Annotated in this window: 1 protein-coding gene; it reads right to left on the reverse strand. The window is 55.6% G+C overall.

Annotation, left to right across the window (positions count from 1 at the left end; translation table 11 throughout):
• Nucleotides 1-16 precede the first annotated feature (16 nt).
• On the reverse strand, nucleotides 17-23,071 hold the full coding sequence (locus tag RE6C_RS26940; RefSeq protein ID WP_008661800.1) for a tandem-95 repeat protein: 23,055 nt from the start codon (nucleotides 23,069-23,071) through the stop codon (nucleotides 17-19).
• Between the last annotated feature and the right edge of the window lie 34 nt (nucleotides 23,072-23,105).

Raw genomic sequence — 23,105 nt, forward strand, 5'->3', positions numbered from 1 at the left:
AGTCAATCAAAGCGGCTTAGAACAATTCTCGCACGGCGGCATCCAAGTTCGATTCCAAAGAATCGGACTCTTCGCCATCGCGTTTGGTTTGCTCATTCGCGATCAAGTCAATCAGGTCCACTTCCGCGTTGGTCGCTGAGGATCCAACCATTTTCGATGGTCCTGAGTCAACGGACTCAGCAGCCGACGAAGTGGATGCATCCAAACCGGCCGATGTGCTGAAGTCGCTCGCCAGAACTTCGGTCGGTTCACCGAATCCGGACTGGCTTTGAGCGTTGATCTCGTTGATCACCCGCAGTGCATCCAGCGAAGAGATGAATCCATCACCACTTTGGTCGTAGTAGAACTGTTCGTTCACACCATTGTTGGTGCCGATGCCGAAGTCCGCATCGGTGACCGGGATGTTTTCACCGCTGGAACTACCGCTCACTTCGTTCAGTCGGTTGATGATCAACAGAGCATCCAGTGCGGTGACTTCGCCGTTTCGGTTGACGTCGGAGAAGTTGACAGGGTTTTGCAGTCGACTCATCACCGTGTTCAGGTTCATGCGAGTCGGTGCACTTCGGTTTCCGTTGATGTCAGCGACGGTGAAGATCAGGAAGTCCGGTCCGACGTAGTCAGTGTCCGGCGTGTACATGATTTTTCCGTCGATCACTTCTGCCGTCCCGTTGGTGGGCTGGGTCGTGATCAAAATTGACGTCAGGTCCAAATCAAACGCTGTGTTGAAACTGTCTGAGATGTCAATCGCACCGGTTCGTCCGACGGATGTTCCCGCGGTGATGTCCGAAGCGGTTGGACGTCCCTGGAGTTCAACCGTTGCCTGAGCACTGGCTTGGCCCAAGTCATCGGCGATGGTGTAGGTGAACGTGTCCACGCCAGCGAAATCAGGGCCAGGCAGATAGGTCAGCACACCGTTGTCGTCGGACAGCGTTCCGAATTGAGGTTCGACCACAATTGTCAGTGAAGTGCGGTCCAGCGTTCCGTCGATGTCCGAATCGTTGAACAATGGATCTCGCATCTGGTCCAGCACGGTTGTGCCGACTGATTCGATGAACACGCGGTCGTCGACAGCAACCGGTGCGTCGTTGCGACCTTGAATGGTCAACGTGACATTCGCGGTCACGACGCTGGTCACGCCACTGTCGTCTTGCAATCCGTACTGGAACGTGTCCGTTGCCGTTTCACCTGGACGGAGCGACTGAATCGTGTCCGAACCCATTGGTGTGTACGAGATTTCGCCGGTTGTTTGATTGACATTGACGATGGCACCCAACGCGGTTGTGGTTTGCAATTCCACAAAGCTGAGGATGTCGCTCAGGTCAGGGTCGCTATCGTTGGCGAGCAAATCCTCGATCGTGAAGAACAACACCGCGTCTTCCGTGGTCGTGAACGAGTCATCGACAGCAACTGGAAGGTCGGGTTGATCAGTGATCGTGATTGACAAAGTGACGGGCTGGGAACTGCCAGCGAAGACACCATTTTCGAAGTCTTGCAACGTCACCGTGACGTTAGTGCTGCCCGCCGCATCAGGAGCCACGCTGAAGGTCAGCACTCCATTTTCGTCGATCGATGGCAGCACCGAGAAGAGATCTTGATCCTCTGCTGGAACTTGAACCAGGAACGCGACGGTTTGATTGCCTTCGTTTCCAGGTCCGGCGGAAATATCCGTCGCCCATGGTTGCGAATACGTTCCACTGTCTTCCAGGACCGTGACAGCGGGGCCAGCCGTGAAGGTTGGCAGATCGTTCACGTCGGCAATGGTTAGCGTGAACTGAACCGGTGCGCTTTCCCAAACGTCACCGTTGGCCGGGTTATTGGGGCCACTGTCGACAGCCACCAATTGGTAGGTGGCGGATCCGCTGTTTTCGTCCGAGGTTGTGAACTGCAGCGAACCGTCCGACAGGATCTGCAACCCGGCTGGATTGCCAGCCGACGTGGCGAGCAAGTCGGTGTCGCCACTGACATAGGAGAATCGGTACTCGGTGATGGTCTGAGGTGCCGTGGTTCCGGTGCCGTCAAATTCATCCACCGCACGTCCGCCGGATCCCGTTCCGGGAGGTCCAACCAAGACGGTGCCGAGCCAATCCGGAAGGGTAACCGTGCCGGCACTTTCTTCCACGACGATCGGTGCCAAAGGCGAGATGATCGGAGCGTCGTTGACCGGAGTCACCACCAGCGAGATGGTTGCCGATGTGGTCCGCGATGCGTCGCCGTCACTGACTTCGTAAACGAACTGGTCGGTGCCGACAAAGTTCAATGGTGGCGTGTAGACGTAGGACGTTGCTCCCACGCCGTTTGGCGAAGGAGTCAATGTGCCGCCCATTGCGGTTTGCAACGGAACGTTGACCGCGGACAAGGTTTGCGAATCGTTTTCGTCTGGCAATCCATCCACTGGCGAATCAGGGCCAGCGATAAAGTTGCCGAGCAACGAACCGTTGATCACACCGTCGACTGGGATGGCCAACGTGTTGTCTTCGCGAGTCGCGATTGTGACCGTGTCACCCGTTCCATTGGCAGGGATCGGTGCGTCGTTGACCGCGAGCACATTGATGGTGATTCGTTGAGCCAATGACTCATTCAAATCCCCACGTCCAAAGTTCGGTCCTTGACCGTTGTCTTGGCCATAGATGTCAAACACGAATTCGCCAAACACGCCTGGAGCGGCTTGGAAGGTCAAGTGGCCGGCAGGCACGATCGTTGGAAGCGTCGTGAAAGCTTGAGCCGCTTGAGTTGTTGACACATTGACCGGTTCGATGCGATTGAACGACACCGTTTGGGCAGCGGTCAAGCTGAACTCGTCGTTGGCCGTTGGCGTGGGGCCACCGAACACGTTGAACGCAAAGTCATTGCGGACAAACATGTTCGCGTCTTCGCTGACATTGATCACCGTTTGTGCGATGTCGAACACCGGACGGTCGTTGACCGGATTCAGAACAAACTGAATGCGGCCTGTGCGTGTCAGCGGTGACGTGTCCAGGACTTGGTCACGAATGTTGAAATTCGTGCCATCGTCAATCACCTGGTAGGTGAACGAGTCGGGCAGGTTGTTCAACGAGTTGACATTCGTCGGCGGTGTGTACTCCAGCGACGCCGGTGTCGAACCATTTTCGGGGACGTATGTCACCGAACCACCGAGAGTCGTCGGCAGCGTGGTGAATGGCACCAACTCGACCTTTTGGTTTCCACCCAAGGTGCCGTCCGATTCGTTGGCTGGGCCCGGGGTGTAGATGTCCAACAGTCCTGGGCGTGCACCTGGGCCGGCGGATCGAAGCGGAATCGAGTACGGCGTTCCGGTGGTTCCATCGTTGGCCGTGTTGTCTTCCTTCATTGTCACAATCAGCGTGCCGTCTGAGGTGATCTCGTAGGCGTCGTCGATGGATCCAGTCTGACCTGTTGGTGCGATGTCAGACAAACGAGGTTGATCGTTGACTGGACGAACGTTGACCGTGACTGTCATTTCCGTTGACTTCGGCGTGAACGGATCAGTGTCCGAAACACGGTCTGTTGCGGTGATCACGAATACGCCCGTGCCGACCGCGTCTGGCGATGGGTAAACCGTCAACGTTCCGTCGTCAGATACTTCAGGGGTGAAGCCAGGTCGGAACAAGTCAGGCACGCTTTGGCTGACGTACTGCTTGAACGTGAAGAAGACGTCTTGTCGGTCAAATTCGTCCAACGCAGTGGTTTCGGCCGGGTCGCGTCGTGTCGCCCAGTCCGTGAGGCTTGTCCCACGGTTGTCGTCGCGTTCGCGAATGTCGACCGTTTCACGGAACTCAACTCGAGGAGCATCGTTGACCTGGATGGTTCGGATCGTCACACGACGTGATTCCGAACGGTTGTTCGATCCAACACCACCAACAGTCGTGTAATCCGCTTGTTGGAATCCAGCGACCGGCGGTGCCATCTGACCGTTGACGTAGTCAGAGCCTGGGATCGAAGTTTCACCAAAGTCTTCGACGATGTAACTGAATCGCTCGAAGTCCAAGAACGGGTCTTCTTGGTTGTAGTCAACGTTTGGCAAGTATTGGCCACTGACGAACGTGCCCGAGGCGTCGAAGTTGAACGTGACCGTGCCAGTTGCGAGAGGAATCTCTACGCCGTTCAGGTTGTCTCGGCTGACGACTGTCGGTGTGCCGCTGGAATTGGTGACGGTGAACTGAACGACCCGGAGGTCTTGTTCGTCTTCGTCAAACTCGTTCGTCGTGACGACGCCATCGGCAAAGTCTGCTGTCTGAGCGTCACTTGGATTGCCTTCCAAGAACGTCTCTGGAGTCAGGTCGAGAACGGCAACTCTGCCGGTTGGTTGACCTGTGATCGGGAAGAACTCTTCCACTTCGTTGACTGTCAATTCGCGATCGTAAGCGACCGGTTGATCGTTGACCGGAGTGATGTTGACCGTCAGCGTCCGTGTGATGCTGCGTGGGTCATCTTGCATCGAACCGGAGATGTAGGATTGCCCATCGTCAGTCATCGTCAGCGCGAACACCGCGTAACCATAAGCATCCGCATTGGGTTGCAATTGCAGCACCCCAAATCGGTCCAAGATCGGATCGCTGGCGAACATGCCCGCCGGTGATGAAATCACGCTGACACTGTAGCTCAATTCTTGAACCGAGCGTTCATCCAAAGCGGTATCGCGTCCGGGGTGGATTGCTTGTGGCAAACCGTGCACCAACGGGTTGTTGCTGCCGATGACTTGCCCACCGTAGATGTCATAGAAGACGGTGTTGAAGGCTCCGCCCGCGTCATTGATGTCTTCCGCGAAAGTGACCGTGTCGAACTCGGGGAAGTCTGGCACATCGTTGACCGCGCGGACGGTCAGCGTCATGTCGCGAGGCTGTGAACGGTTGTTCGAGCCGACTCCGCCCACGGTGGTGTAGTCGATGGATCCGATGGCATCCGGATCTGGACGGTCGCTGCCAGGAATCGATGTCGGACCGAAGTCCTCGACGATGTACTGGAAGACTTCCGTTGGTTCAAACGGCAACTGATCGTTGACATCGACGTTGGGGAGATACTCACCAGTGACGAACTCACCCGTCGTTGCATCGAATTCGAACCAGATCGTGCCGCTGAACAAGTCGATCAGTGTTCCATTGACGTAGTTGCCCGCGTTGACGGTTTGCGGCGAGCCATTGGCGAGCGTGACCGTGAACTCGACGACGCGAAGGCCTTGCTCGTCTTCGTCAAACTCTTCAAAGGTGACCGTGTCGTCGGAGAAGTCGCTGGCTTTGGCAAGCGTCGGATTCTCCGGCGTACCGCCCAGGAAGTCCGCTGGCGACAACGGCAGGCGAGCGACCGCACCGGTTGGAAGGTCATTCGGCGACGAGAATTCTTCGACTTCGGTGACTTCCAGATCTCGATCGACACTCACTGGGGCGTCGTTGACCGGTGTGATGTTGATGGTCAACGTGCGAGTGATGCTGCGAGGTGAACTGATCAATCCCGCGGCAGCGTCGTAGTCGGATCCATCGTCGGTTGCGGTGACCTCGAAGACCGCCCAACCGTAAACATCGGCTCGCGGGGTCAGGGTCAATACGCCGAAGTCATCCATCGTCGGCAATGTTTCGAACATGCCGGCTGGCGAGGAACTGGCCAGGGACGTGAACGTGTAAGTCAACGATTGCGTGGGTGCAAAACCAAGCCCATCACCACGTTCGTCGAACGCTGTGTCACGACTGACAAAGATCGCTTGCGGACGCATTGGGTCGGCAGGGTCGTAGTTGGCGACCACGTTGCCTGCGTACACATCGTAGAAGACGGTGTTGAACGAATCGCCCGTGTCGTTGATGTCCTCGGCGAAGGTCACCGTGTCGAACACTGGGAACTCAGGAGCGTCGTTCTTCGCCCGTGTGGTGAGCGTCATCGTGCGAGGTGTCGAACGATTGTTCAGACCAACAGGTGGCATCGCACCGTCGTTGGTGTAGTCGACTTCGTCAGCAGCACCACTGTTGACGAATTGCGACCCTGGGATCGAAGTCGTTCCGAAGTCTTCGACGACGTAAGTGAACTGTTCGTTGGCAGCGAACGGTGCTTCTTCGTTGTAATCAACATTCGGGTAATAGACCCCGCCGGTGTAAGCACCGCCGATCGAGATGTCATCGAAGTTGAACGTAACGCGTCCGGTCGCCAGCGTCAGTTCGACGCCATTGTTGTTTTCAGCGTCGACGACGACGGTGGAACCATCGGCCAGCGTGACGGTGAACTCGACCACTCGCAGGCTTTGTTCTTCTTCATCGAATTCATCGACGGCGTCAAGGTCATCGGTGAAGTCGCTTTGTTCTGCCAGTTCCGAATTCTCGGCGGAACCACCCAGGAATTGCTCGGGGGTCAGGTTGATGGACGCCACATCGCCGGTTGGGAGGCCGGTTTCGTTGGCGAATTCTTCGGCTTCGACCACTTCCAGAGCACGGTCAACCGTGACAGGAGCATCGTTGACCGGCGTGATGTGCACGGTCAGTGTACGCGTGATGCTGCGGAAGTCGTCCACCAACATGCCGGTGTTTGGATCGTAAGACTGCCCGTCGTCTGTCATCGTGACCGTGTAGACCGCGTAGCCATACGCATCGGCACGAGGCGTCAGCGTCAACACACCGTACTCGTCGAGAACCGGATCGGATTCGAACATGCCCGCCGGAACATACAACGGGTTGTAGGTGTAAGTCAGCGACTGGGTTGCTGGTGCACCACCGGCGTTACCGCGTTCGTCTTCCGCGGTGTCACGGCTGACGAAGATGGCTTGCGGCAAGTTGTGAACGGCCGGGTCGGCCGACGCGATAATCGATTCACCGTAGATGTCGTAAATGACCGTGTTGAACGTGTCGCCCGCGTCATTGATGTCCTCGGCGAAGGTCACCGTGTTGAAGACTGGGAACTCGGGTGCATCGTTTTGCGCCCGCGTGGTGAGCGTCATCGTGCGAGGTGTCGAACGATTGTTCAGTCCCACAGGAGGCATCGCGCCATCGTTGGTGTAGTCGACTTCGTCGGCAGCACCACCATTGATGAATTGCGATCCTGGGATCGATGTCGTTCCGAAGTCTTCGACGACGTAAGTGAATTGCTCGTTCGGTGCGAACGGGCTTTCCTCGTTGTAGTCCACGTTCGGATAGTAAACACCACCGGTGTAGGCACCGCCGTCTGCGATGTCATCGAAGTTGAACGTGATGCGGCCAGTGGCCAGAGTCAGTTCGACTCCGTTGTTGTTCTCGGCATCGACGACCGCGGTGGAACCATCGGCCAACGTGACGGTGAACTCGACCACTCGCAGGCTCTGTTCCTCTTCATCGAATTCGTCGACCGCGTCGATGTCATCGGTGAAGTCGCTTTGTTCGGCAAATTCCGGATTCTCAGTGGAACCACCAAGGAACTGTTCGGGTGTCAGGTCAATCGACGCGACGTCACCGGTTGGCGAGTCGTCTGGCGAAGCAAACTCTTCGACCTCGTCAACCTCGAGTGCTCGGTCAACCGTCACAGGAGCATCGTTGACCGGTGTGATGTGCACGGTCAATGTGCGATCGATGCTACGTGGGTCATTGGGCAGGTTGTAGCTGCCACCGTCGTCCGTCAGGGTGACAACGAACACCGCGTAACCATAAGCGTCGGCACGCGGGGTCAGAGTCAGCACACCGTACTCGTCGAGAGTCGGTGTTGTTTCGAACATACCGGCCGGTTCGTAGAGCGTGGTGAAACTGAAACTCAATGATTGAGTCGGTAGAGCACCGCTGTCATTTCCACGTTCGTCTTCCGCCGTCACGCGACTGACGTGGATCGCTTGTGGCAGGTTGTGAACGGCAGGGTCGGCCGACGCGATCACGGCTTCCCCGTAGATGTCGTAGAACACCGTGTTGAACGCGTCGCCCGCATCGTTGATGTCTTCGGCGAAGGTCACTTCACCAAACACGGGGAACTCGGGCACATCGTTCTGAGCCCGCGTGGTCAGCGTCATCGTGCGAGGTGTCGATCGATTGTTCAGTCCCTGCGGTGGCGACCCACCATCGTTGGTGTAGTCGACTTGCTCGGTGGTTCCGGTGACATCCATCGAACCTGGGATGGTGGTCACACCGAAGTCTTCGACGACGTAGGTAAACTGTTCGTTCGGCGCGAACGGGCTTTCCTCGTTGTAATCCACGTTCGGGAAGTAAGTACCGCCGGTGTAGGCACCGCCGTCCGCGATGTCATCGAAGTTGAACGTGATGCGCCCCGTTGCCAGCGTCAGTTCGACGCCGTTGTTGTTTTCGGCGTCGACGTCTGCGGTGGAACCGTTGGCCAATGTGACGGTGAACTTCACAACTCGCAGGCTTTGCTCTTCTTCATCGAATTCATCGACCGCGTCGATGTCATCCGTGAAGTCACTTTGCTCGGCCAGTTCTGGATTCTCGGTGGTGCCACCCAGGAACTGATCCGGAGTCAAGTCGATGGAAGCGACCGCGCCGGTCGGCATGTCATCCGGCGACGAGAATTCCTCGACCTCCATGACTTCCAGTGCTCGATCTTCGGTAACAGGAGCATCGTTGATCGGCGTGATGTGCACGGTCAACGTGCGAGTCACGCTACGGAAGTCGTCGACCAACATGCCAGTGGCTGGATCGTAGGACTGCCCGTTGTCTGTCATCGTGACTTCGTACAGGGCATAGCCATAGGCATCGGCACGTGGTGTTAGCGTCAACACCCCATACTCGTCGAGCACTGGTGCGGATTCAAACATGCCGGCCGGTTCATACAGCGTGTTGTAGCTGTAGGTCAGCGACTGCGTCGGCGCCGCTCCGCTGTTGTTTCCACGCTCGTCTTCTGCGGTATCGCGGCTGACGAAGATGGCTTGCGGGAGGTTGTGGACCGCAGGATCAGCCGACGCGATGACGGCTTCCCCGTAGATGTCATAGAAGACGGTGTTGAAGGCATCGCCAGCGTCGTTGATGTCTTCGGCGAAGGTCACCGTATCGAAGACTGGGAACTCAGGCGTGTCATTGGTCGCGTGAGTTGTGACCGTGACAGTGGCGGCGGCGCTAGTCAGGCTGCCGTGACCAACGCTGTCGAGTGACTCGCCTGGGAAGTTGCCCGCTCCAGGAACTGGGATCTCAGAGAAGTCTTCCACGAAGTAGGTGAACAGGTCCGTGGCGTCGAACGGTGATTCTTCGTTGTAGTCCACGTTGGGTTCGTAGGAACCACTGACAAACTCGCCACTGCCGGCCAAGAACATGCCCGGGTTGGCGGGGTCAGGAACCAAAGAGAACGTTAGCGAAAGACTGCCACGCGCGGTGGCCAAAGTTTGGACCGGTGCCAAACCTGTGACGGTGTCGTACGTGAGCGTGCGGGCATCGATCGAACCGCCCGTGCCACCCGGCAAGCCAATTTGGATGACGCGCAGGTCTTGTGCATCTTCGTCGAACAAGGCGGGGAAATCACCGGGCGGGGTGACTTCCAGGGCCGACCCGGGGGCACCGAGTCGCAGCAGGTCGTCTTTCGTGAAATTTCTGAGGCCATTACCATCCGATTTGGCAACCGGATTGGGATCACCGGTTCCGTTGACGAACTCTTCGTACTCAAGCAAGTCAAGTGAGAGGTTTTCAGCTTGAGGAGTATCGTTGACCGGTTTGATCAGGATCCGAACGGTCGCGGTGTGAGTGAGGAAGTCGTCGACTTCGTTCATCGATCCAGGCGTCCCCTCGGGGCCTAAATCAAATGTGATACCTCCGTCTGTCACCGTGTAGGTGAAGGAGTCTTCGCCGTAGGTATTGCGAGCCGGTGTGTAGACAATGTTTCCGTCAATATCGATCGAAACTGTTCCACCCAAATTGCTGGTGGCGCTGACAGCCGTGACAGTCAATCCCGAGTCATTGGTGTTGTCATTCTCGTCAGCTGCCGAGTCACGAGCTTCTTTGTCGTTCGCGATCAGGTAGGCCTGAGGGATGACCAGAGTTTGGTCTTCCGTGGGAACAGGCACCGACGCGATTGGGTTCATCGGGTCGGGGCCAATGAAGAACGCGTTCCAGATTGGATTCTTCTCGCTAATGACGTCGTCGGCGGCGATCGGTGCATCGTTCTTCGGTTTGACGTCAATCTCCGCAGTCGCCTGGGCGGTGAGTTTGGCACCCGTGAACAAGGTATCGTCCGTTGGATCGACCAGGTCCGCGCCAGGATTGACCAGCACGCCATCGTCTTCGATTGTGAACTGGAACTCATCACGCAACAGCGAATTGCCATTCGCGTTGTCTTGGTTCAAGTCCGTGTCGGCCAAGTACTCGATGGTTTCTAAGAACCCAGTTGCCGCTTCCCAGGTTGGAATGATTCGGCCCCGTGGAGTTTTGAAACCATCGGCGGGGATTGGTGTGGTCCAGTCGATATCGGTGACAACTCCTGCCACAGTGGTCTGCAGCGAGATGACATTGAACGTTTGGATCGATTCGTCCCATGGTGCCGACTGAGTCGAGCCATCAGGGAGTGTCAATGTGAACTCGCGATTTCCGTCGCCAAATGCGCTGGCTTTGAGTTGTTCCGCCGTGAAGGTTCGCGTCGTGTCTTCCAACGCGAGCAATGTCAGGTTCTCGACAGAAGGCACATCGTTGACGGGTTGCACGTTGATGGACACTGTCGCGACGCCAATCGGATTCCCGTTCACGTCGAAGACAGGGTTTGCCAATAAGGTCGCTTGGTCGGCCAAGCGATAGGTGAACGTGTCAATGCCAGCGAAGTCGGCTTTGGGAACGTATTGGAAGTGCCCTGTGAGAGGGTCAATGGAAAAATTCTCAGCGTGTTCGGGTCCATCGACCAAGACCACCGTCGTTGGCGCAAATGGAGTCAGCAGATCGTCTGCCGCTGCGGTTGGACCGAACAAGACAGACGACAGTCCCATTTCCGCAGTTAGAAGTGATTGATCCTCAAGTAGTTGGTAGAGGTCATCTTGCGGTGTCGGGATTGGTGCCGGAATGATTTCGACTTGATAGTCCTCAACCTCACCGCCCACAGCCAAACCGTCGGAGGCCAAACCGCCTTCGGGCGAGATGCGGAACCGTGCCCAGGCCATGCCGCTCGACGCGGTGGTGGGAGTGACGATGTTGAGAATGTTATCGCCAGCGCTGAGCGGAACGCTTCGGAAGATCTGTTCGCCACCGTCTTCAGAGGAGTCGCGAGGATCGAAAAGTTGATTCTGGTCCCAATCAATCCATGCGTCCAAGAAACCACCGTTGGGAGCGTTGATCAGGATCGACGCTCCATTGGAATTGTTGGGGTTCAGGTATCCCAAGACGCCAATCGAACCGATGCTTGGATCTATCAGGGAATCGACAAACACGGTCTGCGAGGTCGTCTGGTTCTCCAGGCTGACCAGATTGCCGGCAAAACTGACCAAAAGACTGGTGCCGTAACCCGCAAGCGTTTGGTCAATGCGTGCTGCCAAACGAGCCGCGATGTCATCGATCGAATCCGAGGCTTCGTAGCGAACCGCGATGGTGCCAGAGGTCGAAGACTGCGGCTCTGTTGCTAGCGGATCTATTTGCAAGAATTCGAAGGTCTTCGAACCAGCCAAGGTGCCAAGATCAATGACGATCTGATCACCGTTAGAAGGCAGCGATTGGACTTCGATCGTCGCCGGGTTGGCCGGTGACGCTGCCACGACCAAGGAAGATGGATTGGAAGGCGTCGCAGTGATGACTCGTTGCGTATTGGGAGATCCAATGCCGACCCCATCCTCATCATCGAAGTTGGTCAGCGACAGTGAGGGTTGCATCGGAACCAGCGTGTCGCCCAACGAAAACTCGACATCAAACGCTTGACCAAAGTCTTCGAACACTGACGCGATGGCATTGTGAACGTCTGCGGTGAATCCGTTGAGCTGGTTCATGATTTCAACCGCGTCGGTCAAGACCGAATCGTCAAAGATCACCGACACATTGCCTGGCTCAGCGGAACGTCCAACGGTGACAAATTCAAACGTCACCGGTCCGCGTGGACTGCCGATATCAATCGTTAACGTGTCGCCGAGCATCGGCATCTGAACCACTTCCATGGTGCTGACACCAGCGTTGTCTACCGGTGCTGCAAACGCCAAGGAACTCGTCGTGATCACGACTGGGAGTCGATCGTCGTCGGCCGCGTTTGGTGATCCGGCAGTGGCGGCATCTCGTTCCGCATCAATGATCGAGCCCAAGCGAATGAAACCATCGTCGATGATTGCATGACGGGCTCCGTTGGAGCCCAAAGTCGTGCCGAAGCCGTCGATCGCGTCGCCGTAGTCCAAGTTGACAGTCGGAAGAATGATCGTGAACTTGGTCTCACCATTTTGTTGGTTCGGACGAAGGAAATTTCCGGCGCGGTCGGCAATCCGTTGGTTGTCCAAGAAAATTTCGTAAACACCACTTGGCTGCCAAAGTGTGGTTAGTGGCGTTAAACGCAACTCACCGGTTGAATCGTTGAAACCAAGCCGGTAGTCCACACCTTCGACAAGTTCGATGTTATTGCGTCGCACCAAGATTGAATCACGATCGACCGTCGCAGGATTGATGCCCGTGCCTTCGAATGGCGAGTTCTCGTCTCGGCCATCCCCAATCAGGATTGAAAAAACATCCAGGATGGGATCATCAAGCGAGACGACGGTTGGATTGGGATCTTTATCCAGCCCGGCATTGTCATCATCAATCGGTTTCAACAGAACGGCATAAGGTGCGTCCGTATCTGCTCGGTCGATTGCTCCCTGATCGATGAATGGATCAGCTCCACTGCCGCCACCAGATTGACCGGAGTCGACACGCAGTTGACCAAAGACATCTCGCTGCGGCGCGTCAATGTTCGATCGAGCGATTCCCAGTTCCGTCTTGAACGTGACATAGGCGAGACGATCGGGCAGCGTCTCCTGCGAATTGTCGATCGCCGCCGAACCGGATTCGAGGTAATAGTTGCGAGTGGAACGATCAATGAACAAGGGGGCGTTTGGCCCAGCCAGTTCCGGATTGGTACCGGTGGTGCCGTTGGATGCATTGCCTTGGAAGTAGTTCTTTCGAACTACAGTATTGACGGCATTGAAACCCTCAACATCAATTGCGGTTCCAAATTCCGAAAGAATATTGTTGATGATCGTCGGTGCTGCTTGCCCGACCACATCAATCCCGAGTCCGTCCCCAAAGCCAACCAGCGTGTTGTTGACGATTCGCCCGAATGGCACGGATCGTCCAGCTTCGGTGCTCGTCTCGCCCGCGAAACGGATGGCCGAATCACCGGACACGACGTTGTTCTGAATCACCACGCCGGGAACCAAACGAGGCGAGTTCAATTGCGGGAAGTTGATCAAGGATCCTTGGTGAGGCACGCCAGTTTCTTCCGCGGTGCCTGGCTGGACATTGATCCCAACATCATTCGAATCGGAGATGAAGTTGGAATCAATGATGAACATGCCCTGCTGACGCTCTCGGTTTTGGTCAGCGAGCAAACCGGTGGTGCCGCCGAACATCGTGACGCCGTCTTCCGACAAGATGTGTCGAACATTGGTGTCAAACGGTTGGAACGTCCCATCAAAGTCCGGAATAATGTTGGCATCTGCTAAAGATGCATATTCATCGACGCGTCGAATTTCGACTTGATAAGGTCCCGATAGAATCTCTGGGTTGCGATTCGGATCGCGATTGCTATAGCGAGGATCGTTCAGCAGCGTGAAGGTTCCGGAATCAATATTGATGGCCCGCGTCCCGCCTTGCAGAGCACCTTCGACGGAAGGAATTTGGGCGGGAACGGTGACCATTTCGCCTCGTTCGGCGTAACCGACGATAATGTCGTCGATATAGAAACCTTCGAAGAAATTATTCTGTGTCGCATTGGAGCGAGAGTTCGAAGAGATTTCACCGAAAGCGGACGGAATGCCATCGCCGACGATACGTCCTGCTGTACTGAAATCAAATCGAAGTTGCAGTCCCGTTTCCCCGGCGAAAGACGACAAATCAATTCTTGCTTGACGCCACGAACCCGTGTTGTCGAAAAGTTCTTGAACTATTTGATGATTTTCAGCACGCTGGGTGGTGCTGTTCAAACCTGCGTCGGACAAATGCGAAATGAATCCGGGAAGCTCTCCATCTGGGTTCTGTGATGGGTCATTCGCACTGAGCGCGGAGTTGTTGGTTGCAACCAGTTCCCACTCTCCCGTCGAGGGCCGCAACACGAATACACGGGCAGCGTCGCGGAACGGATCCTGACCATTCGCCGTGGTTTCACCCGGATGATTTTCCGTCTCCAAAAAGTAGTTGACGTAGAGCGTAGGACGATCTTCCGCGACCGAACCAGCCAAATCGAAAGAGTTCGAGACTAATTGACCTTGAGCACCACCGGCAAGGGCGTAAGTGTTGACCAAGTTTGGGTTGGATGCCAAGTCACGATGTAATTCTTCAGATAGTCCATACTGAGCGTTTACGCCGTCATAGGTGATGTACCCTTGAGTTGTATTGTTGAACTGGTTGTTTGGAATCCAATCTTCCAATCCAAAGTAGAAGCTTGCACCACCGTTGTTCTGTCGGAAGTTTCGGGTTCCGTCTGGTGTCAATGAATCGAGATACTCCACATCAATCTGACCCGGCTCGCGTGACCCGTCCGGGGCCTCATTGATACCGTGACCGACATCGCCTGCGCGACGTGTTGTTGGGTGCCAGAGATTCAAGTCCAAGGGACTGAATGCCAATCCGACGGGGGCGTCGCCTCGGGCCGGCGCAATGTCATTCAATTGAGCGAACAGGGCCGTTGGGTTGCCTGAATTGTCGGCAAAAATATTCTGCAGCACTCCAGCTGAGTTGAAAGCGTACAACTGTCCGCCTGTCGTGGTGGCGAACATCAAGTCCGCGTAAGCACCATTTTCGACGCTCTGAGGGCCAAGCGCCAGCGCGCTGAACTCAGCCCCGGGTACAACATTGAGTATCTGCGCAATACCACTGTTTTCATCGATCAGAATAATTTCACCGGCGTTTGTCACCCCGAACAGATTTTGTTGTGCAATCGGGTCATCGAAAGCAATGCCGGTGACGCGCCCGGCCAACGCAACGCCGCTCGCCGGCGTACTGAATGGAGTCGATCGGTTGTTAGCGACGGTTCCACCATTTCCATCGCGATTACCGTTGGCATTGCCGCCATAGATTGCGGCTGTGACTATCTGACGAGCGACGGGGTGGGTGTTGATTGCGTTCACGATCGCATTGGCATTTGGGCCTCCGCCGTTGTTGTTTCCAAGACGTAGAGTAATGGAGCGTGTGTTGATGTTGGCATTGGTCACGACAGCGGCCGTGTCATTTCCAGCATTCACGATGTTCAGCGTGAATGCGCCGGCCAAACCGGGTTGGTTGGATTGGAAACGAATGTCCGTCCGTGCAGCTGGGTTGGCGTTGTTGGAGATTGAAAATGTGTCAACCTGAGGCGTGACGCCCGCGAGATTGATGTTCCCCATCACACCATATTTACGGTTTGCTGCTTGGTTGGGGTTGCCACCGTTGGCAGCCACCGGCGCGGCGCTGCCGCCCTCATTTCCTCGATACAACTTCGACGAATTTTCCGATTCACGAACGACATAGTAGACATCGTAGGTGGGAGTCGCCGTGGCGGCTCCGGTTCGTTCAAACGCCAATGCATCGACATCGCTGGAGTTCGTAAATTCAGCTAAACGAGGGTCGTTGACTGTTCCGCGATTCGCATTCGTTGTCAGGTTAACATTCAGATCGCTGGCGTTGATCGGGGGAGCTTCACCAGGAATGTTGTCGTCCGATACCGCGGTGAGTGTCCCGGTGGCAGGATCGATCTCGACCAATCGGCCGACCGAGTTGCCCAAGTTGTCGGCTCGTTGATAACCGAACATCCGGCCGTCACTGCGAATCGTGATGTCCTGGATGTCATCGTTCGCTGGTGACCAACTATTTTGTGAAACGGGGCGTGTGTACGTGCCTCCGTTAAAAGGATCGGCGAGATACAGTTGGTCGTCGGCGTTGGCGACCGGGCGTTCGGTCGCGATGTACAAAGGCACATTTTCAAGCGAGAACGCGGGCAGGTGTTGTTGTAAGTTGGCTGAAGAGTCAATGTTGAAGATCGATGATTGGGGCTGGATCGGCAATCCATTTGGAAAAAACGGATCCAGTGGGATTGTGTTGTAACCGGAGAATCCGATCCGATCTTCGACAACACGATCAACTGAGTTGACTGGTTCCAGCCGCACGTAACGATTGTCGGCTGTTGCTCCGGGTTGGAACGCACCGTTGGCGTCAAACGTTCCCAAATTGTCATACTGGCCCATCAGAGCACTTGGCGTGACGCCGTTGCCCATCACTGCGATGTAGTACTGGCCTCCCGTGACCAAATGAACCGGGCCAATGTAAGGATCTTTGGTGCCGAGCGATCCTCGCGAAAGATCATCGATGTCGGGATCGGAATCAATGGTGTCGGGCTGATCGTCCTCGATGTTGGACTCGCGTCCAACGAAGATCAGCTGGCCACTTTCATCGTAGACGGCAAGAGTCGTATCGGCTCGGTTGGCCTTATCGGCATAGTCCATATCAAACACGACCGCCATGGTTCCGGCTGCATCGTTTACACCGCCGATGACCTGAACACCTGTCTGAGTCGCATCAAAACGATACCAATCGACATCGAGATCGCGGTTATTGACTCCCAGTTCCTCGCCCAGGTTGCCGGAAATAGAGATTGCTGCCAGGTCACTCTCGAGCAAACTTTGAAGTGGTTGTGCCTGGGCAAATGTATTATTGGCGGCTCCTGTGACCTCACCTGCCTCACCCAAAATATGACTGCGAGCTGGCAATCCACTGACATCAATGCCGCGATTCGCATAGCGAATGTCGGCATACTGGACCGTGCTACCAGGGTATTCATCCACTTGCTGCAAACGGATTTGCATGTGGTACTGGCCACTGCTCGTCCCGTTGAGCGATGTTGGTGTTGATCCCAGTGAACGGACGCGGATGAAGTAACGCCCCAGCGTTCCCAGTGTGCCGGGTAAAACAAGATGCATCCCTGCGTCGCGGTAATTCTCGGAGTTGAAATCGCCACCGAGCAGTGGATTCTGAATCAGCGGCAAGTTATTCAACGAACCCGCTTCATTCGGATCGAACGAGCTCATCGATCGAGCCACCACGGTCCCGTTGGCATTGAGCACTTCGATAACGGTGTCAAGCGAAGAGTCCGTTCGATCGATGTCCAGCCAGACCGGTGTTCCCGCCGTTCCTTCAAAACTGTAGACATCCAGGTCCTCGGGCGAATCGGGGCTGATGAACCCTTGGACCTCAAAGCCGAGTCTTCGGTTTTCGTCGCCGCTCTTTTGGTCGGGAGCCAAGGTGCCCACAAACTGGGCGACACCCGGGAAGGAGTTCTCGTCTTTCCCCGCCGTCAACGGCGTTTCGCGTTCTCGGACAACAGCAACGTTTCGGTCGTTGCTGAATTCGTCAAAACTCAACCCACGCCAATCCCCTTTCTGACCGCCGGTTTGACCATCGTTTCCGGTGTCGAACAAAAAAGCGCCTGTCGGTGTGAATCCGGCACCCACCGAGTCGTCTTGAAGACTGGTCAAGATCACTGGGAACCCAGGGGAACCCGACACGGTGACGGTACCACCAATTCGGTCGACGATTTCGGCGGGAGACCCAGTTGCGGTGAACCCAGCGTTGTTGCCCTGTAGCTTCACCACCAGGGATTCACTTCCGCTGCTGCGAAGCGTCAGACCGCTATTGGAATGATGATTGCCGACCACGATTTCATTCTGGAGGACATGAACAATGTCGGTGTCGTCCCAAATGGATTCCGTCGTCAGCACTTCGCCCCGAACGAGCATGCCGTTGATGCCGTTGTTCTCGAATTGATTTAATCGGACCAACGGTCCAACATTGTCGTCAAATTCTGAGAAAACCTCCAACCGACCAGTGCTGCGACCATAGTCAGGAGTGTTGGTGAACTGGAGCGAGTTGGCATTGATGTTGATCGCGGGTCCTTCGTTGTCGACAATCTCATTGCCGACAATGATGGGTTGTGCGCCGCGAACGTAGATCGTGGCGGACGCGTTTGCACCGCGCCCGTTGCGCACGCCGCTCGCGTTTCCATTCGCATTGTCACTGATCAATGAATTGGTGATCCGCACTTCAGCTTGGTGAATTTCAATCACATTGAAATTTGCGGATCCACCTTCGATCGATGAGTCGCCACCACCATAAGAAATGATGGCATTGTCGATACTACCCGAGCTCGTGAAGCCGAAGTAGAAACCGCCCCAGTCGCCAGGTAGTCCGGCCGACCCAGGTGTGTTGGTCGTGTCATAAACTCCGCTGCTACCGTATCGATCATCATTGATGGAGGTGAAGATGACGGGGCGGTTTTTGGTGCCTTCGGCGATGATGGCTGAGCCACCCGCTTCCGCTTCAATGCGAGCGCCTGCCGACTTGATGACGATGCCCGGATCGACAAGCAGGCGTCCCGACGCGCGGCCTGATAATTCGCCGGTGGTCTTGTCTAGGTAGCGACCGCCAACGTTTCCGGCGATCACCAAATTCTCAGTCAAGACGTGCGCGATGTCCGTGTCGTTGAATCGACCCGGTGTGGTCAATTTAGTAACGACTTGACCATCTTGAGTCTCAATCCGAATGAACAAACCGTTGATGGTATTGTTCGCCAAATAGTTACCGACAATTTCGGGCCCGATGCGTCCACCGGACTCATCAAAACTGTCAGGGCTGGCCGAAACCGCGGCGCTGTTGCTATCGGTGATTCGGTTGAACGCGATCGATGGTCGGGAATCGATCACGTGAATTGGGCTGAATGAATCTTCGGCGGAATCGACGAAGACCTTGCCACCACCGTGTCGAATGTCAGTGTGTGAGATGTAGTTGAGGAACATGCCCGAGGATTCCAAGTCGGAATCGTCGCGAAGTACGATCCCGCCGAAGTCGCCCGCGCTGGGCGGATTGACCGCCGATGAACCCGTCGAATTGCCACCGAAAGTGCTGTCAAAGTACGAACGCAGCCAAACTGGAACATCGGGTGTTCCCAGTACCTGAAGCGCAGCTGCGGAACGATCGATATCGATGGAAGACGATCCGACATCCAAGTTCGACTTCCGCATCTTGAGCAGCGCTCCCGCGTCAATCATCGCGGTGACGCCTTGCGGAACGCGAAATTCAGCACCATCGCGAAGCGACGCGCCACTTGTCGCAGTACCGATCAGATACGGTTTGATGTCGGCGGTGGTGGATGGATCGCCATCGGCGTCGTTGCCGATAATCCGAACCAAGTTCGGTGTGTTCAGTAATGTGTCTGAGCCAGACAGATCCAATCGTTCAATCCCGGTCAGTTCGACGGTTCGACCAACCACATTGGCACTTCCTGGCAACACAGCATTGATAGCAGAAGCGGTCGCTACAGCAGCGTCTTCTGGCGAGCCACTGGTGGCCAAGGTGATGCCGCCGGCCCCAAAGTGAAAGCTTTCTGTTTCGGGGGTTCCATTGACTGTGCGAATGATTTCAAAGGTGTCACTCGCATCGAGTGCATCCAGACCTACGGTCGGGAACACAATGCGTTCACCGGCACGTTGCAACGCTTGCCCAATGTTGTCAAACGCATTGCCCAACGTCCCGTCGCCATCCAGCGCAGCTGCGTTAGGATCGTTCAAACGGTCGACGAAAACGGTGGTGCTTACGTCGCTGGCTTGGAAGTAGAACGAGAAGACGCCGCCCGGGGTTCCATCTCGGTCGCCGTCAATAGGAGTTCCATCAACATCGCGGAGGACAGACGCGGACTCACCAGCAAATTTCAATTCCAGTTCATATTGACCATCTGTCGTGCCACCAAAACCAGAGTCAGGAACCAAAGGGTTGTAGTCTTCGTTGTCAGTGCTGCTGACACCGATCAGATAGGTGCCCGCTTCGAGGTCGACGTCAAGGAATGAGTCGTTGCCGAAGTAGCGATCGTTTCGGGCGATGATGTCCATCGATCCATCGTCGTTGATGCCAAACAAGGTCAAGACAGTGCTTAGGCCGCTTGGCGTCGAAAGGCGTTCGGCGAAAGTCTCTGCCGTGAAACGTCCTCCTTCCGCAACTGCGAACTTGTAGAGGTCGATGTCAGTCGCGTTAGGTGGAGAAACGCGTTGCAAGTGAACAATATCATGATCTCCAGGCAGCACGTCATTTGGCAACGGAGCTCCTTGAAGAGAAGGGATGTCATAAGAGTGGCCGAGCCCCAGTGAGTGTGCAATTTCATGCATCATCGTCTCTGTGAAACCGTCACCAAAGAAACGATTTGATTGATTAAACAAGGTGCCATTCAGGATTGCGAATGTGCTATTCGCCAACCCGGCGACACCATCGTTCGGTCCCAGGCTGGGTGAGACGGCTCTGAAATCCCCTTTGCCGATCATCAGCTCATCGAGTCCGGGCACTGTTTCCGATGTTTCTACAAATTCGTATCCCGACAAGCCGGCGAAGATATCGAACAGAGTGCGGACAATTTCCTTTTCTTTTTCGGTAATCAGGTTGATGTAGTCCTGGCCGTTGGCATCAGTCCCAAGAGTGTCCGGGAAGTAATAGCGAACAATCTCGATCGATGACGGAGCGATCAGATTCGTTCCTTCGTCGTTTCGAACATGGGGTTCCCGCTGGATTTCTCGGTGCCCCGGCTCGTCGGCTCCACCAACGCGTTGAGCGAGCGGGACCGATTGAACTTGGATTTGTGAAGCAATGCGAACACCGGTCGCATCCAACGTCACGGGACTCGCTGGCGTTCCAGTCAGATCGCTGGCGGTGAGCAGAGTCGAGTTGTTGTCGTTGTTGGTGAGTGAGGTACTCGGAACGGTGGGAGAACCACCAACTGGCGTGCCCGCTTCGCCAATGTCCAACCGATAGTTACCCTCGGGGATCGGTCCCGAAAATTGAAGTGTGACCGTGCCTTCGGCAACGTCGTAGGTCGCCAAATTGGGCTGCAACGGTGCGAGCTGATCATCGGTCTTGTCCGCAGTCGCGCGGGTATCGATCAGCCGATAGAAAGCGGGGTTTTCGGCATCGCCAATGTCCAGAAGCTGTCCGTCAAAGTGAATGACGATCGTGTCCGATTGCTGTGAAAGCGTGCCTTCGGGATTCGCTTGCGTCGCGTTGGCCCGAACAACTGGCTGAGGCACAACGGCGACAACCTGGGCTCCACGGTTGAGGCGGAAGGTCGTTTCGAAGTTGTTGCCGCCATCGAACGGTACTCCGGCACGACTTTGCAAAGGTGAGTTGCCCTCGCCGATGAGCACAATTTTGTACAGATCGTCAGGAAAGCCAAACGATGGATCGAACGCATTGTGGGCCGCATTGCTGGCCGGTCGCATCACGATTTGCTGAAGATTGCTGGCTTCGATGCTTCCTGATTCGAGCAGGCCGACGTAACCCAATTCAACTTGGATGTCATCGTCGATTGGATTGCCGCTAGCGTCCAAGTTGTCCGGATTGGGACCAAAAATCCCATCCTCGCCGGCGCGGATCAACTTCACGGTGTCGCTGCTGATCGTTGCTTCGTCGAGATCAGCGCCACCATTGAAAAAGAGATTGAATTCATTCGGCGCAGCTTCAAGCGTATCGCCGTCTTGCAGGAGCCCCGAGTCATCAGGACGGATCGCCAGCAAGGTGGGGCCAACGATAACGCGAGCGGAATTGCCTACCGACATGCGATAAGCTTGCGAGTCTGTTCCTGAGAAGGCGGAAACCTCGACAAAGTAAGATCCTTCCGCCAACTGTACTTTTGCGCGGAATTCCGCGTTGCCCAATGTGTTGTCGTTGGACAACGAGATCTGATTTCCGCTTCCATCTAGCAATCGAAATTGCAAGTCCTGTTGACGCTGGCGATCCACTTCAACCGGGGCGGCACCGCCTTGTTCGCCCTCGAAATAGGCAGACCCAACAGGCGTCACGATCAGATCAATTTCGGTGGGGTGGCTGAGTGAAAACGCAAAGACATCCACATCCGTATTCGGACTATCGATCGACACATCGGTGATGGTTTGGGCAGCGAGGTCGAGGACCCCGAGATTGACTGCATTTGCCATCGTGTCGTTTGGCTCCATCGCGTCGCCGTACAACATGTTGATATTGAAGACATCATCTTCTTGCGGACCGTAGTAGTTCGCGCTAATGAATGGCTCCATCAATTTGGTGCCGTTGGTCGGCATCACATGGCCCAACCCCAACCCATGACCAATCTCGTGACTCAGAATGTTGGTCAATTCAATATTGAGATCGAACGCCGAATTCGCCGTGTCCGAATAGTAACGGTCCGTCGTGTCGATGATCATGTCGCCGTCTAAGCCAATGGAACCGAATCCATAGGGTGGGTAGTTGGCGGCCAAGACGTTGTAGTCACCGTCGATCGCGGCCCCCGCGATTCGCAGGTCGGCACGCACGTCCGCTTCGCCAATGCTAGCGTCGGCGGCCCAAGGTGCCATGTCATCATCGTCCTCGTAGACGAAGCTCAAGCCTGTCCCTACCGACCACACGTCGTAGACATTGGAGAAAATCCCGAACCATGGTTTTTCCGTGATCTCATTGGTCGCTCCGCTGCCATAAACGCTATCGAGGAATCCGACCAAATTGCTGGTGCCGGTGGTGTTGCCCGTGTTTGGGTCCAGCATCGGCGTTCCGTCAGGAACGATGCTCCATGTCAGCGTGATCGGATCGCCTAAATTGGGTGCGCCACTGGGATTTAACGCTGACGTCCGCCAACGCAACGGGTCCGTTGGATTGAAAAGGATGGGTTGAAGCTGAGGGCCAAACTGAAAACCAGGCAGTTTTGTGCCAGATGTGATCGCGGCATGATTGTCGCCGTGTTCCTCATGCCACTGCTCAATGGTTTCACTCGGTGTGCCAGGAGCGAATACCGGATGAGCGATCAGTCCCAACTCCGCGGCGAGGAGTTCTCGTTTTTCGAGCGTTTCGTGGTTCAGTCGGCGGTCAGCGGTCTGCCATTTGCTTCGTCGATCACTCCGGGTGCGGCGGGATTTACCGGAACGTTGCCCCTTGGTTCCTCGATCGGATACCGAGGAAGCGTCTGAAGCAGCGGTGCCCAACAAAGAATGAAAGCGTCGAAGCGTCATGAGAAACTCAAAGAATGAAGGGATCCAGCCACGG

The sequence above is a fragment of the Rhodopirellula europaea 6C genome, from assembly GCF_000338295.1.
Taxonomy (GTDB): Bacteria; Planctomycetota; Planctomycetia; order Pirellulales; family Pirellulaceae; genus Rhodopirellula; species Rhodopirellula europaea.